A 13,969-nucleotide genomic window follows, 5' to 3' on the forward strand; every position below is an offset into this window, starting at 1 on the left:
CAATCAGCCATTGAAGGCACCAGGGGATAGATAATGAAAATTGGACTACTTGAAGACGAAGTAGAACAAGCACGAAACTTAAGTGACGCATTGATAGAAAAAGGACACACCTGTGAATTTTTCCACAATGGTCAATCTTTTCTATATGCCGTCACACACAATAGTTATGACCTTCTCATAATGGACTGGCAGCTGCCAGATATGGAAGGGACAGAAGCATTAAGAGATGTTCGCAAAGAGCTTAATTGGAAAATTCCAGTTATCTTTCTTACTCAAAGAGACAGCGAAGAAGATATTATCACCGCGCTGGAAGCAGGTGCTGATGACTATCTTGTAAAGCCCGCCCGAATTGGGGAATTAGTAGCAAGAATAAGCGCACTCTCCCGCAGAACATCAACTGAAGAGGAGAGCAAAAGCGAAACGTTTACACAAGGTCCTTTCGAAATAGATATGCACGCCCGGACTATTCAGTGTAACGGAGAGCCGGTCCCGATGACTGACAAAGATTTCGAACTGGCTGTATTTATGTTCCAGAATGTCGGCCGGCTACTTTCAAGAAACTATTTGCTTGAGAGAGTCTGGGGAGTATCAAGCGACCTGAACACCCGAACAGTCGATACTCACGTCAGCCGGCTAAGACGTAAACTTGGCATTAAACCAGAAAATGGATTTCGCATAAAAACAATTTATCAACATGGTTACCGCCTGGAAACTGTCGCGGAATGACAGTCCTTGCGGCGCATCATGTGCGATACAGCTCATAGTATGTCAACTTGCACGAGCTAACTCGTACGGAGTCAACTCATACAGTGGCAAGTGGCATAGCGTATATGTATTAACGGTTACAGGCCCTTTAACACGTCTGTTTAAAGATTAATGTAGCCCAATAGCGAGAGGTTTTTTAGAAGGTTTCATTTTCTAATTTTGCTATGAAGTTATTGTGCTTTCCAAACAGATTTATTTTTTGCCTACTGTATTGCCTGCTTGCAGGCAATACCAGCGTGCAAGCACAGGGGGCAGGGTCACAACTATCCCCCATCGAGTGGCACTACACCATCAGGCCTAAAGATAATATCTGGGCCATAGGGGAAGAGTTTCTCAACAGCGCTCATAGCTGGGCAGACATTATTCGACACAATAAAATCGACAAGCCCAAAACGCTAACAGCAGGCACGGTGTTAAAAATCCCCGTTGACTGGCTTAAGCATCAGCCTGAGCCAGCAATGGCTGCCTCAGTGTCAGGCAGGGCGATGCTACGGCGCCACCTGGATAGCCACTTCTCTAATCTTACAAAAAATAGCGAGCTTCGAGTAGGTGATGAAATTACCACTTATGATGGCTCTGTTTTGATCCGCTTTGCCGATAGCTCCATCCTCAGGCTGGCATCCAATTCAAATCTGGTATTTAACCGGCTGACCCGATACGGCAAAACGGGCATGGCTGATACTCGCATGAGACTTCAGAAAGGCAGATTGTCAACTCATGTTACCCCTTTGAATGGTCGTGGCTCTCGATATGAAATAAACACACCTTCCGCCGTGGCTGCGGTCAGAGGCACTGCATTCAGACTTGCGACAAGTAAAGGCGCCACCCAGTTAGAGGTAACAGAAGGAGCAGTTAACTTCAGCAATAACACCCAATCAGTTATGCTGAAAACAGGACAAGGCACGGCCTTTCAAAGTGGCATGGTTCGCCCTTCAGTCGTTGATCTACCGAAAGCGCCAACACCTAAATCAATTATTACCAGCACTCAGCAACTGCCCGTTACATTTAGCTGGCTGGAACAGCAGGACATAACGACCTACTACTATCAGCTTTATAAAGGCTCAGACCAGGGCGAGTTGCTCGATGCCAGCTTTTTATCGAAGCCAGAAGTCACTTTGGATCACCTCACTAACGGCACTTACCTCGTTGCCATGAGAGCCGTCGATAGACAAGGTTTTAATGGACTGGATCATCAGGTAAGCGTTGTTATTGGAATGGTTGCCAAAGCAGCCACACTGCTACAACCATCTAACGATTTGCTGGTGGACAATGACATGCCGGAGTTTACCTGGCAGTACAATAGTAAAAACGAACTATCACAGTTAGAGTTAGCTCGGGACTTCGAATTTACAGATATCATAAGCGCATCAGAGTATGCGCCCGACAACACGGCCCTGCCCAATAATAAGCTTCTTCCTGGCGAATATTACTGGCGAGTTAAAACACTGGCTGGCGGCGATAGCATTGCTTACAGCGATGTAAGAAGATTAAGAGTTCGAGGCATGTTACCTCCTAGCCGAATTATCAGCGTAAGCTACGTGGATAACAGAGCAAAGATATTCTGGAATAGTGTTCCTCAAGCGGATCACTACGTGCTGCAACTTGCCGAAGACTTTGAGTTTAAGAATGTTCTGTATGAAGACACCCTGACAAAGTCCAGTGCAAGTATTAAATTGTCTAAAGGCAAGCGATATTTTGCCCGAGTTAAAGGGGTTGGCAATGAACTGTTCAAATCAGAATTTAGCACCGGAAAAGAACTAAAAATAGAATAAATAGCGGCATCAGCCGATAAAAATTAATCAAGGCACCTCGCTGTCTGACCGGGTTCAGCTTTTAATGACTAGGGATAACACGCTTAATTTCCGTTCCTTTGAACAGTATGTTCTTGCGCTCACTCTCGTCGCGCTGAGTGGCGTACTCATCTATACCCAGCTCCCTGAACGCCTGAATCTCATTGTTTATGACTTTGCCATTCGCTTATCACCTCAGACTGTTGGGGAAAATACCGCCATTATCGCGGTCGACGAGAAAAGCCTTGACGCCTTGGGCCAGTGGCCTTGGAGACGGTCAACCCACGCAAAACTTATTGATCGCCTTTCAGACGCGGAAACCAAAGCCGTCGCCTTTGATATAATTTTTGCAGAGCCTGACTTAAATCACCCAGAAGATGATGCCGCTTTTGCCGAGGCAATAGCGCGCAATCGCAACGTATTTCTTCCGCTGCATATTCACCCCAGAAGCTATGAGACAACACTCTCAGAAGTCATACCGATCCCCGAACTGACAGCGGCAGCAAAAAATCTCGGACACATACATGTTGAGCTGGACATTGATGGTATAGCAAGGGGGTTCTATTTAAAAGAAGGGCTTGGGGAGGCCTATTGGCCAAGCATGTCTCTCGCTCTGGCTCAATCCACACACCCCGCAATTGCATTGCAGCTTGACCCGGTCGAAGACAATATGGAAGACATTGCAGCATTTGTTAATGTCCGTGAAGGCTACACCATGATCCCCTTCGCAGGTGTCGCTGGAACATTCCCAACATTCTCATATATTGATGTACTAAACGGAGACGTTTCAGAAGCGCAATTAAAAAACAAAGTCGTCCTTATCGGGGCGACGGCTGCGGGCTTAAGTGATGTGTTACCTACCCCTGTTTCAGGCCTTGCTTCCCCGATGCCAGGCGTTGAGATTCACGCCAATGCATATTCGGCACTAATTCAACAGGCAACAATACAACCACTTCAACAGCTGTGGGTTTATCTGTTAACCTTCGCTTTTGTGTTGATACCTGTACTGGTTCTTCCACGACTCTCTCCCGAGCAGGCACTTCCAGCGACATTGCTGCTAATCACTGGCGTTATTCTTTTTAGTCTGGCCGTACTATTTGTTGATCGACACTGGTACCCGCCTGCAGCCGCCGTTATCGGGCTCATCACCGCCTACCCTCTATGGAGTTGGCAGCGACTCTCGCAACTCAATAAGTTTTTAAACAATGAGCTGGAGCGACTTCATCAGGAACCCGCCCTAACAGTGCGAAACTTGGCAGAAAGGCCCGTCAAGCAACTACTGTCAGCATTAACAACAATGCTAAAACCAGATGCTTATCTGCTATCAGCCGATGACACTGTGATCCAGAGCCACAATCAAAGCCAGTTGGTACACCCAAAAAAATTGACGCCTAATCACTGGTTTCACACGGCAAGCAGCAGCTGGATTAAGTTCTACCGAGGTCGAGATATTTATGAAATGGCACTTTATTGGGACGACACCCGGGATATCGATAAAAAAAGAGCCTTTCTTCATCGCTTGAAAATGAATGATATCGCAAGAAAGCACGCCAGCGCATTTAAGCGATATGAGAAAATTGCCTCTCGAATCGCTCAGGTGAGACTAGCGATAGACTCTATGGGCGACATGCGGCGCTTTATCTCAGACGGCTTTGAGAATATGCCCGATGGCGTTATTGTGACAGACCCGCTAGGCATTGTGCTTTTTATCAATAGCCATATAGAACAGTGGCTTAAATTGCCTAAACAGTCTGTTGAGGGACAGCCTATCTTAAATGTGCTTAAGCTTTCCCATGCTAACACCATGACTGAATCGCATTCGGGACACAACCAACGCGAACCCGACTGGGAAGCAATTATTCAGAAGGTACTGATCAATGGTGACCCCAGTATTGCAGAATCAACCTTAGGCGACAGAGATCTGATGTTTCACTTTGTACCTTCATTTGCATCAACTCCTGGTGGCGCAGGAATGATCATCAACCTGTCTGATGTAACATCGATAAAACAACAGCAGAGAGAACGAAACGAATTAGTTAGCTTTTTATCTCATGACGTAAGATCACCATTAGTCTCTCAGCTAGCGATGATTGACGGATTAAAAAGCGGTAGGATTACCCTGGAAAGCGACACCTTCGACAAGATTGCTCACCATGCTCACCGAAGCCTCCACCTCGCGGAGCAGTTTCTACAGCTAAACCGTGCCGAACAAGTCAACGATACACAGTTCTATGAGTGCGACCTGTTAACCATTATTGAAAACAGCGTTGATAGCATCGCCCACCAGGCTAACGATAAAGGCATTAAACTCTCTATCGAAGATGAAGATGAGCTCTGGATAAACGGAAATGCAGAGCTACTCGAAAGAGTACTAATCAACTTGCTATCCAACTCAGTAAAATACAGTTACTCGGAAACCGAGGTCAACATCGCGCTTACTGAGACCGATAACCAGGCGGTATTGTCAATTCAGGATCAGGGTTTTGGTATCGACGAAGAAGAACTCCCCTATATATTTGATCGATTCCGTCGCCAAAAAACATCAGAAAACAGCGGCCCGAAAGGGGCTGGTCTGGGCCTCAACTTTGTCAGTATTGTCATTGAAAAGCATCACGGCACTATCGATGTACAAAGCAAGTTAGGCGAAGGCACAACATTTATAATTAAACTGCCAATAAACCAGGGATGACTTAATCATGCTCGCACTCGTAAAGAACGCAAAAGAGACCGGTATTGAGTTTCTTCATAGAACCGCATCTGCGGAATATAACAACCTTATCGGTAAGACCGCACAAAAAGGGGCACTTCTGGCGGTCAATAAAATACTCGGTTTGGCCATTCCTTTCGCCACTAGAAACCACTTTGAAGTAATAGAGCTGGGTAACGGCTACCTTAAAGCCAAGATACCCATCAAAGGCAACAAAAACCACATTGGAACCATGTACGCAGGGGCTCTGTTTACGGTTGCAGAGCTGCCAGGGGGAATCCTCTCAATCTTCAATTTTGATTCGAGCTACTACCCCATTCTTAAAGAGCTCAAAATGACCTATTTAAAGGTGGCCAAAAGCGATGTCACCGTTGAATTCCTGCTATCAGAAGACGAAATTGCACGAATTGAAAAAGAGTCATCGGCAACGGGTAAAAGCCCCTTTACCCTGAGAGGCAAGCTCATCGATGCAGATGGGGTTGTGGTCGCGGAATCGGAAGCCCATTACCAGGTCAGAAAGCAGCAGTAACAAGTCAGAAAACAGCAATAGCAAAGCATTGTTCAAAAACGCGAACCAGTGTTGAAGCAAAAGGCTGAAACCTTAGATGATAATCGCTACACTGCGTAAAGCAGCAAGTGCGTCTAATTGATAACAAGCACCCTAACAATAGAATATAAGCAAATCCAATTAAAAACATAATGAGTCGGAAAGATATGTCCAAATACCACGTTTACGGCATCGGTAATGCCTTGGTTGATAAAGAGTTTGAAGTTGAAGAGCGTTTTTTGAAGTCAGCTAACATTGACAAAGGCCTAATGACGCTGGTCGAGCAGGATCGTTTAGTTGATATTCTCGATAAGCTTAAGTCAACCTATGGCCTTAAAAAGCGTGCCAGCGGTGGTTCAGCTGCAAACACTATCATTGCTGTAAGCTACTTTGGTGGCAAGACCTTCTATTCATGTAATGTTGCCAATGACGAAACCGGCGACTTCTACGTCAAAGATCTAAAAGCTGCGGGTGTTGACACCAACTTGGGGGATAACAGGGAAGAAGGCACAACTGGAAAGTGCCTTGTAATGATTACTCCTGATGCAGAGCGCACGATGAACACCTATCTCGGCATTACTGCTGACCTTGCATCCAGGCACTTGGATGAAGACGCCATTAACGCATCCGAGTATCTTTATATTGAAGGCTATCTTGTCTCCTCAGACAGCGCACGATCTGCTGCAATTGAAGCTAAAAAAGTAGCTGAAGCCAACGGCGTAAAAACAGCATTCACGTTTTCAGACCCTGCAATGGTGCAGTTCTTTAAAGATGGCTTGGTTGAAATGATTGGAGATGGCGTCGACCTTCTCTTCTGTAATGAAGCTGAAGCACTCAACTTCAGTGACACAGATAATCTGGCAGATGCCGTCGAGCACCTTAAGCGTATTGCCAAGCGGTTTGCTATTACATTGGGCAGTAAAGGCGCGCTGGTTTTTGACGGTGAAAAACAGCTTAATATTGCACCACACAGCATCAAAGCGGTGGACTCCAATGGCGCTGGCGACATGTTTGCAGGTGCATTCCTCTATGCCATTACCCATGGCTACAGTTATCAGCAAGCAGGTGATTTGGCAAGTCTGGCTTCCGCAGAAGTTGTATCAAACTTCGGGCCTAGACTAGAGTCAGAAAAGCATCAGCAGATTAAAGAAAACGTACTGGGGTAACCCTGCTCAGAGAGTGGCCCTCTCGCACAAAGAGGGCCATAGTTTACAAAGGGCCTGCTTCAACCAACGCAATCTTATCCTTTATCGTCGGCTAATATAGCCAGCTAAGCTTTTTTACCCAAGTTGATATGCCTTGGGCCAGACACACTTTCCTGGCCACTCACACCTGAATTAATATGCTCAATTTGGCCTCCAGCCTCTAAAAAAGCAGCAGTTTGTTCTTCAATAGATTGCGAAGTGGCGGTTGCCGCTGAAGGCTTCTTTTTTGTCGTTGTTTTGGGCTTAGCAGTCATAAGTAAGGTTCAATATAAGAAATGAGTTCCCCATTGTACATGAATCAGCCAGCATTACTTGATTCAGTAACAAATTAGTTTCTCCAAGCAGGTCATGAGATGGTTGAATTGCAGCGAGAAGCGAGGGTTATGAGAGAAATATATTTTCTTTCATTTAGATTTAAGTCACTCAACACTATAATGGCCTACAGCGACAGCTATCCCCTAACTCGGAAACCCAGTCAGAACTTATAACCGGTCTTTAGGTTCAGATTGGGATGAGCAACATTTAGCACCATCCATTTATTAGGCATAAAAAACAGAGATTTGAATTATGAGCCGCTTCTGGAGCACAAAAGTAAACGAATTAACCCCTTATGTCCCTGGGGAGCAGCCCAAAGTATCTAACCTGATAAAACTTAACACCAACGAAAACCCTTACGGTCCTTCGCCGAAGGTGCTAGAGGCTCTGAAGGCAGAAGCAGCAGACACCCTGCGACTCTACCCTGACCCTAACTCAGAGCAGTTAAAGAAGGCGGTAGCAGATTATTACGATGTTACCCAGGCACACGTTTTTGTCGGCAATGGCTCAGATGAAGTGCTAGCCCATACTTTTCAAGGACTCCTTAAGCAAGACAAGCCTCTACTCTTTCCTGATATCACCTACAGCTTTTACCCGGTTTATTGTGGTTTGTACGATATTGAATACCAGACTCAGCCACTAACGGATTCGTTTGAAATCGACTTGTCTAGCTACCCAACTGAAAACGGCGGCATTATATTTCCAAACCCCAATGCGCCAACAGGGCGAGTACTGGCACTCAGTGAAATTGAATCCCTACTCAAGCAAAACACCCACTCTGTGGTTGTCGTCGACGAAGCCTATATAGACTTTGGCGGAGAGAGTGCTGTTCCTCTGGTAAAACAGTATCCAAATTTATTGGTGATTCAAACACTATCCAAGTCTCGCTCGCTGGCGGGTCTAAGGGTTGGCTTTGCCGTTGGCAGCCCAGAACTTATTGAAGGACTTGAAAGAGTTAAAAACAGCTTTAACTCTTACCCGCTTGACCGTTTTGCTATTAGTGGTTCAGTTGCCGCGCTTAAAGATCAGGCATACTTTCAGCAGACCTGTGCAGCGATCATTAATAGCCGTAACACATTGGTTGAACACCTCAACCAAATGCAATTCAATGTCCTGCCTTCAGCAACCAATTTCGTTTTTGCTGAGCACCCCGAACAATGTGCAACGGATCTCGCAGCCAAGCTTAGAGAGAGATCGATTATCGTCAGGCACTTTAAACAAGAAAGAATAAAGAACTTTTTGCGCATCACCGTTGGCACCGAGGAAGAGTGCCAGACACTTGTTAATGCGTTGAAGGAAATCCTGACATGAAAACGGTTGTCATTACAGGTGCATCAACCGGCATTGGCTATGCCTGTGTGGAAGCAAGCTTGAATGCCGGACATAGAGTGATTGCAACCGCGCGCAAAGAAGAAGATCTGAAACAGCTCTCTAAAATGGGCGCAGAGGCCATCCACCTCGAATTGCTAAGCGAAGAGAGCGTTAACCGTGCCGCTGCAACAATACTGGAAATGACAGACAGCCGCATTGATACCTTATTCAATAATGCCGGTTATGGTTTTCAGGTGGCCATGGAAGACTCAACCTGGCGAGGACTCAATGATCAGCATACAGCCAACGTAATAGGCCCTGTTATGCTGACTAACCAATTGCTGCCGGCATTGAGGGAGAATAGTCAACTAATATTCAATGGTTCCATACTAGGCGTTATAACGGTCGCCTTCCGTGGCCCTTACTGCATGTCAAAGCACGCGCTGGAAGCAGCAGTAGATGCCTATCGCTTAGAGCTGGAACCAAAAGGTGTATCGGTTCACATGATTCAGCCTGGCCCTATTGAGGCCAGTTTCCGCTCCAACACGTTGGCGGTTTTAAACCAAACACTGAAGGGTAAAAAAACACGCCTTGACTACAGTAATCACCTGGCTCGGCTTAATTCCCGTATAAACACCAAAGGCACACTGCCTGCATCGAGTGTGGCCGAGGTTTACTTAGGCATCGTCAATGGTAGGTATAGAAAGCCGAGATATCTGGTCACGCAGACAGCAAAATCTGCGGCCTTCTTTAAACGGCTATTAGGCTCAGCGTTTCATCGTATCGCTAAAAAAGCCGAACCCGTGATAGAACAATAGGTTTAAGCAAACAACAGCGAATAATTCGATTAAGACTTAGAGCTCTTCGATATCTTCAGGCCATGCCGCAACCAGGCTAAGTGAAAGCACTTCTACGCTCACAACCCCCCCTGATGCAGCAAGGTCTGATAATAAGCCTTGCTCGGTCAGGTCATCATTGTTAAGCGACATAGCAACATAAATTCTGTGACTTTGGTCTGTGGTGTCCCCCCCATAGAGCGCAGTCCGCTCCATACCAAACTCTTCAAATTTTAACCAAGTATCGCCAAACTTCTCAATAATCTGCTCTAGTGTCATTGGTTCTGCCTACATAATTGAGTGAGAACAGCATTATAGTACTGTATAACCCGTATTCGATAGCATTTAGAGACTAAGATAAGGTAGAGAGTGTTTGAAGGCTATGGAGATCAGGAAATCTCAAGCTTTCACAATGTGAACGCTTGAGATAAATTGGCAACCGTTATCACTTACGTCTTTAATTTACAGCCCTGCATTTTTAAGGCGGTTATGCCAATTAATTATTAAACTTTATTCCACTCCAGTAATTCGGCGATCTTTACCATAAATGAACTGAGCAGACCGATAGTCAGGCTTATTGGCAACGTCTTCAAGACGAGTCAATGAGTAAAAAGGAATATCTATCAACAGCATGTTAACTAACCAGTCGGGAATATTACCACCGGGCTCTGTATGCTGAACCCAAGTAATTTTGGTTTCAAACTGGTTGATTGGCTTCAGAAAATAGCGGATCGTCATTTTCTTTAGCCGAACATTGTCTGATTCGGGAACATACCCCTCAACCGCATCCAAAAATATACTGATTTCACCGGTCTCAGCATTTTCAATGGTCGAAACATGATTAACATAATCACGATCATCAGCAGGCCAAGGCAGATCATTAACACCATATTGAAATGCTTCCTGAAAGGTTTCCCCTTCCAGCGTTTCAGCATTAATACACCCCTGAACCCAGTCAGCACAGGTTCGCTCATCTTTCATAACTTTAACGATGCTACTGACCGAAGCCGACATAACTGTCTGCCCCATAAATGCTTTGATGTCCGACCCTTCAACATCCTTAAAATAGACTTGAATATCGTCCTGATCTTTCTGCAGCTCCCATTCAGGATCATTAGGATCAAGCACAACATCAGCTCCAACACATGAATAACTTGCCAGCGAAAAAACCACGGCTAGAGCCAAAGAAGAAATAACGTGAACCCGTTTCATTAACACCCCTTACATTTAAAGAGAGTTTTGCACGACTACTGCGCTTACAAATACAGCGTTAAAAAATGACTCAAAATGCTCATTTATAGATCATAAACTGCGCTTTTTCGTCATGTTTTGCCTTGTCTTTGATTCGCTCATAACGTCGTGCAAAGCTCTCTTAAAGATTAAAAGATCACTCTCAGTCCAGCCAAAGACCCATCGTAACTATTGGTACAATCTAACACATAATGACGGTATATTGACGAAAATGACACCTATAGTGTTAACTTGATTCTGAATTATGATGCTAAAGGCCGGATAAATTAGCTAAACTATTGTGTAAGCAGCAGACCCACTTCACCGAGACATTATTGATGCCAATAAACCGCGACCAATTGATCGAAATGGTCGATAAAATCCCCACATTTCAAGAGAGCGTTCATCGCATACTGGCGTTAACCACAAGCCCTGACTGCGCGGCAAAAGACTTGGTGCAAGTGATTGAGCATGACCCGATACTCACCATAAAAGTGTTGAAGCTTGTAAATTCAGCCTACTTTGGATTATCTCAAGAAGTCACATCAGTCAATCATTCGGTCGTCTACGTCGGCATTAATACAATAAAGAACGTAGCGATTAGCGTGGCTACGACAGGGGCACTGCCCAAAAATAACAAGGCTGGCTTAAATATGAACCGCTTTTGGGCTCATTCCCTGGCTGTAGGTGTTATTGCAAAGCTACTGGCTGAAAATAAAGGCGTTGGAAAAAACGAGCAGGCAAATTACTTTGTTGGCGGGTTACTCCACGATATCGGCAAAGTACTTTTCGCTCACTTTATCCCCGCAGAGTATCAAGCGGTACTGCATAAAGCGGAGTCGGAGAATATATCACTGCATCTGGCTGAAAAGGAGCTACTGGGCTTCGACCATAGCGAGATTGGAGCCATGGTAGCCCAGAAATGGCAATTGCCAGCCGACCTCATCGACAGTATTAAGAGCCATCACAGATTAGGAAAACAAGATAGCCAACACTGCCCGCTTTCGCTCGCCATCTATGCAGCAAACCAAACGGCCCACTATATTGAACTGACAAAAGAGGCCTCAGAAAGTGAGGCTGAAAATTTACTTGCTCAGGCAGCAAAAATTGACCATGAGTTACCAGAGGCGGTCAAAGAGTGGCTAGGCTGGCCGTTATCTGAAGTCTGCAAATGGCTATCAAATTTGGACGATGAAATTGAAAAAGCACTTGCCTTTATCGACTTAAGCGAGGGGGAACCCACTTCATGATTATTAACCTGCGTGGAGTAAGAGGTTCAATTCCGGTGCCAGGCAAGGACACCGTCAAATATGGCGGAAACACAACCTGTATCGAAATCACAACCGACGAAGGTGACAAAATAATCATTGATGGCGGCAGTGGCATCCGCCCTCTTGGCAACGAGCTAATGAAACAGTTACCAGTTAGTTGCTCTATTTTTATAACCCATACCCACTGGGACCATATTCAAGGGCTACCATTTTTCCTGCCGCTATTCGTGCCTGGCAACAACATCGATATTTATGGATCGTTTGACCCGGTGTATATGAAGGATTTAAAAACCATCCTGGCACAGCAAATGGAGTATTGTTACTTTCCAGTTAGAGAAAGTGAGTTAAATGCCAACATTAGCTACAACAACCTTAAAGAGGGAGAAGCAATAACCGTTGGCTCAGCGATAGTTACACCATTGCTTATAAACCACCCTGTTTTAAACTTTGGCTATAAAGTGGAATCTAACGGCAAAAGTTTCTTTTTTACTGGCGACTACGAGCCGCCCCTGAATATTTATGAGCCGGAAGACGAAGCTTATGCAGAGTACCAGCGTCTTGTCGACCAGCAAAAGAAAATTCTGACTGACTTTATTCAAGGGGTCGACGTTGTGGTAGCCGATTGTCAGTACACCCGCGATGAATACCCAAGCAAGAAAGGTTGGGGACACGGCACCCATGACTCATGCATTGAAATGGCGCGAGATGCAAACCTCGGCGCGCTCTACTTCACACACCATGACCCAACAAGAACAGATCAGGAGCTTGATAGCATCTATGATGATGTGATGAGCAGAAGCGACCTCCCACCGACGAAGTTTTTTATCGCAATGGAAGGCACCGAGATTAAGCTCTAGTCAATACGCCCTGTTAACGCAACCCATAGGCTACAATGCTCCACGCGACTGAGTACTCCACCCTCTTGAATCCTCCACCCTCTTGAATCCTCCACCCTATTGATAGAAGCGTGAGATATAGCCTAGACTCTATTGGTCAGTCTGATAAACCTCAAAGGACTATTATATGATTACGGTATACGGCTACCCCCAAACACGTACCACCCGAGTAACCTGGATGTTGGAAGAACTGGGACTCGACTATCAATTTAATTTTATCGACCTCATGAAAGGTGAAGGACGCTCAGCCTCATTCAGGGCAATAAACCCCGCAGGAAAGGTGCCTGCAATGTCAGATGACGATTTGGTCCTAACGGAGTCCGCTGCCATTTTAAGTTACTTGGGAGACAAATATGGCAGCGCACCACTGATGCCAAGCCCTGGCAGCAAAGAGCGAGGCCATCATGACCAATGGGCATACTTTTCGATAGCTGAACTGGAACAGCCGTTGTGGGTCATCGGAAAGCACAAGTTCGCCTTGCCCAAAGAACGCAGAGTCGTAGAGATATTTGATACTGCTGCGTGGGAGTTTCAACAAGCACTAAAACTCCTTAGCCATGGTTTAGCGGATAAGGACTATATCTTAGGCTCAGATTTTAGTGCCGCCGATATATTAATTGGACATACACTATTCTGGGCGATCAGTTTTAAGCAACCTATCGAGCAGGAAAACCTGAAGGCCTATATCGAGCGGTTGAAAGTTAGGCCTGCCAGGCTTGCAGCCATCGAGAAAGAGAGCGCTCTGGTAGCGCGTTAATGGCGGCTAGCCAAAATGCAGGTAAACATCAGCCTTCTTGCATAGGGAGGGGTACTCCCTGTGCATTAAAAGTCAGAGTGCCTACAAAACCAGTGAAGCACCTACCGCAATAACGATAAACAGTGTATAGCACTGCATCAACCCTCGCCAAAGCAACGGTGCGTTTTTCATTTCCATAAATATATCGATAATTTGCTGGTTCTTAATGAGTACGGTTAGCAGTACAAGAAAAACCAACAGCCCTTGTGGTAGCTGCAATGACCCCAGCCCTGCTGAGGTTAGTGTTAGCAAAATTAACAACAACCATGTTCCTGTTAGTTTTCGGTTGCTTAGCTGCAT

At 45.5% G+C, this 13,969-nt stretch carries 14 protein-coding genes; 10 read left to right on the plus strand and 4 right to left on the minus strand.

Annotated elements, in window-relative coordinates; genetic code table 11:
• The first annotated feature begins 33 nt into the window (after positions 1–33).
• The 5 genes from MY523_RS10130 (at position 34) to MY523_RS10150 (ending at position 6,975) form a co-directional block, all read left to right on the plus strand.
• Positions 34–726: a response regulator transcription factor gene (locus MY523_RS10130; RefSeq protein WP_250658648.1), complete on the plus strand. Its 693-nt coding sequence runs from the start codon at positions 34–36 to the stop codon at positions 724–726.
• Positions 727–1,001: 275 nt separating this feature from the next.
• Positions 1,002–2,537, plus strand: a complete 1,536-nt coding sequence (locus MY523_RS10135; protein WP_250658649.1) for a FecR domain-containing protein — start codon at positions 1,002–1,004, stop codon at positions 2,535–2,537.
• A gap of 64 nt (positions 2,538–2,601) precedes the next feature.
• Complete coding sequence (locus MY523_RS10140; protein WP_250658650.1) at positions 2,602–5,244, plus strand: CHASE2 domain-containing protein; 2,643 nt, start codon at positions 2,602–2,604, stop codon at positions 5,242–5,244.
• A 7-nt stretch (positions 5,245–5,251) separates the two neighbouring features.
• Complete coding sequence (locus MY523_RS10145; RefSeq protein ID WP_250658651.1) at positions 5,252–5,791, plus strand: PaaI family thioesterase; 540 nt, start codon at positions 5,252–5,254, stop codon at positions 5,789–5,791.
• 185 nt (positions 5,792–5,976) lie between these two features.
• Positions 5,977–6,975, plus strand: a complete 999-nt coding sequence (locus MY523_RS10150) for an adenosine kinase (RefSeq protein ID WP_250658652.1) — start codon at positions 5,977–5,979, stop codon at positions 6,973–6,975.
• 104 nt (positions 6,976–7,079) lie between these two features.
• Here MY523_RS10150 and MY523_RS10155 read toward each other — a convergent pair whose 3' ends face one another.
• Positions 7,080–7,268 carry a PFL_1563 family small protein gene (locus MY523_RS10155; protein ID WP_250658653.1) on the minus strand — a complete coding sequence of 63 codons (189 nt, stop codon included), beginning with the start codon at positions 7,266–7,268 and terminating at the stop codon, positions 7,080–7,082.
• A gap of 313 nt (positions 7,269–7,581) precedes the next feature.
• Here MY523_RS10155 and hisC point away from each other — a divergent pair, with 313 nt between their 5' ends.
• Positions 7,582–8,640 (plus strand): histidinol-phosphate transaminase, encoded by a 1,059-nt coding sequence (gene hisC, locus MY523_RS10160; protein WP_250658654.1) that lies wholly within the window; start codon positions 7,582–7,584, stop codon positions 8,638–8,640.
• Positions 8,637–9,458 (plus strand): SDR family NAD(P)-dependent oxidoreductase, encoded by an 822-nt coding sequence (locus MY523_RS10165; RefSeq protein ID WP_250658655.1) that lies wholly within the window; start codon positions 8,637–8,639, stop codon positions 9,456–9,458. Before hisC ends, MY523_RS10165 begins: the two co-directional genes overlap by 4 nt.
• Before the next feature lie 36 nt (positions 9,459–9,494).
• Here MY523_RS10165 and MY523_RS10170 read toward each other — a convergent pair whose 3' ends face one another.
• Together MY523_RS10170 and MY523_RS10175 are read right to left on the minus strand one after the other, a co-directional pair.
• Positions 9,495–9,755: a hypothetical protein gene (locus tag MY523_RS10170; protein ID WP_250658656.1), complete on the minus strand. Its 261-nt coding sequence runs from the start codon at positions 9,753–9,755 to the stop codon at positions 9,495–9,497.
• A 231-nt stretch (positions 9,756–9,986) separates the two neighbouring features.
• Positions 9,987–10,688, minus strand: a complete 702-nt coding sequence (locus MY523_RS10175) for an START domain-containing protein (protein WP_250658657.1) — start codon at positions 10,686–10,688, stop codon at positions 9,987–9,989.
• A 356-nt stretch (positions 10,689–11,044) separates the two neighbouring features.
• On the opposite strand from MY523_RS10175, the gene MY523_RS10180 reads away from it, so the two are divergent.
• The 3 genes from MY523_RS10180 (at position 11,045) to MY523_RS10190 (ending at position 13,630) form a co-directional block, all read left to right on the plus strand.
• Complete coding sequence (locus tag MY523_RS10180; protein WP_250658658.1) at positions 11,045–11,956, plus strand: HDOD domain-containing protein; 912 nt, start codon at positions 11,045–11,047, stop codon at positions 11,954–11,956.
• The gene (locus tag MY523_RS10185) at positions 11,953–12,834 is read left to right on the plus strand and encodes an MBL fold metallo-hydrolase (protein ID WP_250658659.1); all 882 of its coding nucleotides are present in this window, start codon (positions 11,953–11,955) and stop codon (positions 12,832–12,834) included. Before MY523_RS10180 ends, MY523_RS10185 begins: the two co-directional genes overlap by 4 nt.
• A 166-nt stretch (positions 12,835–13,000) precedes the next feature.
• Positions 13,001–13,630: a glutathione S-transferase family protein gene (locus MY523_RS10190; protein WP_250658660.1), complete on the plus strand. Its 630-nt coding sequence runs from the start codon at positions 13,001–13,003 to the stop codon at positions 13,628–13,630.
• Between the two features lie 81 nt (positions 13,631–13,711).
• On the opposite strand, the gene MY523_RS10195 is transcribed toward MY523_RS10190, so the two are convergent.
• Positions 13,712–13,969 carry a cytochrome C oxidase subunit IV family protein gene (locus MY523_RS10195; RefSeq protein WP_250658661.1) on the minus strand — a complete coding sequence of 86 codons (258 nt, stop codon included), beginning with the start codon at positions 13,967–13,969 and terminating at the stop codon, positions 13,712–13,714.

This window comes from Alkalimarinus coralli (genome assembly GCF_023650515.1).
Classification (GTDB): domain Bacteria; phylum Pseudomonadota; class Gammaproteobacteria; order Pseudomonadales; family Oleiphilaceae; genus Alkalimarinus; species Alkalimarinus coralli.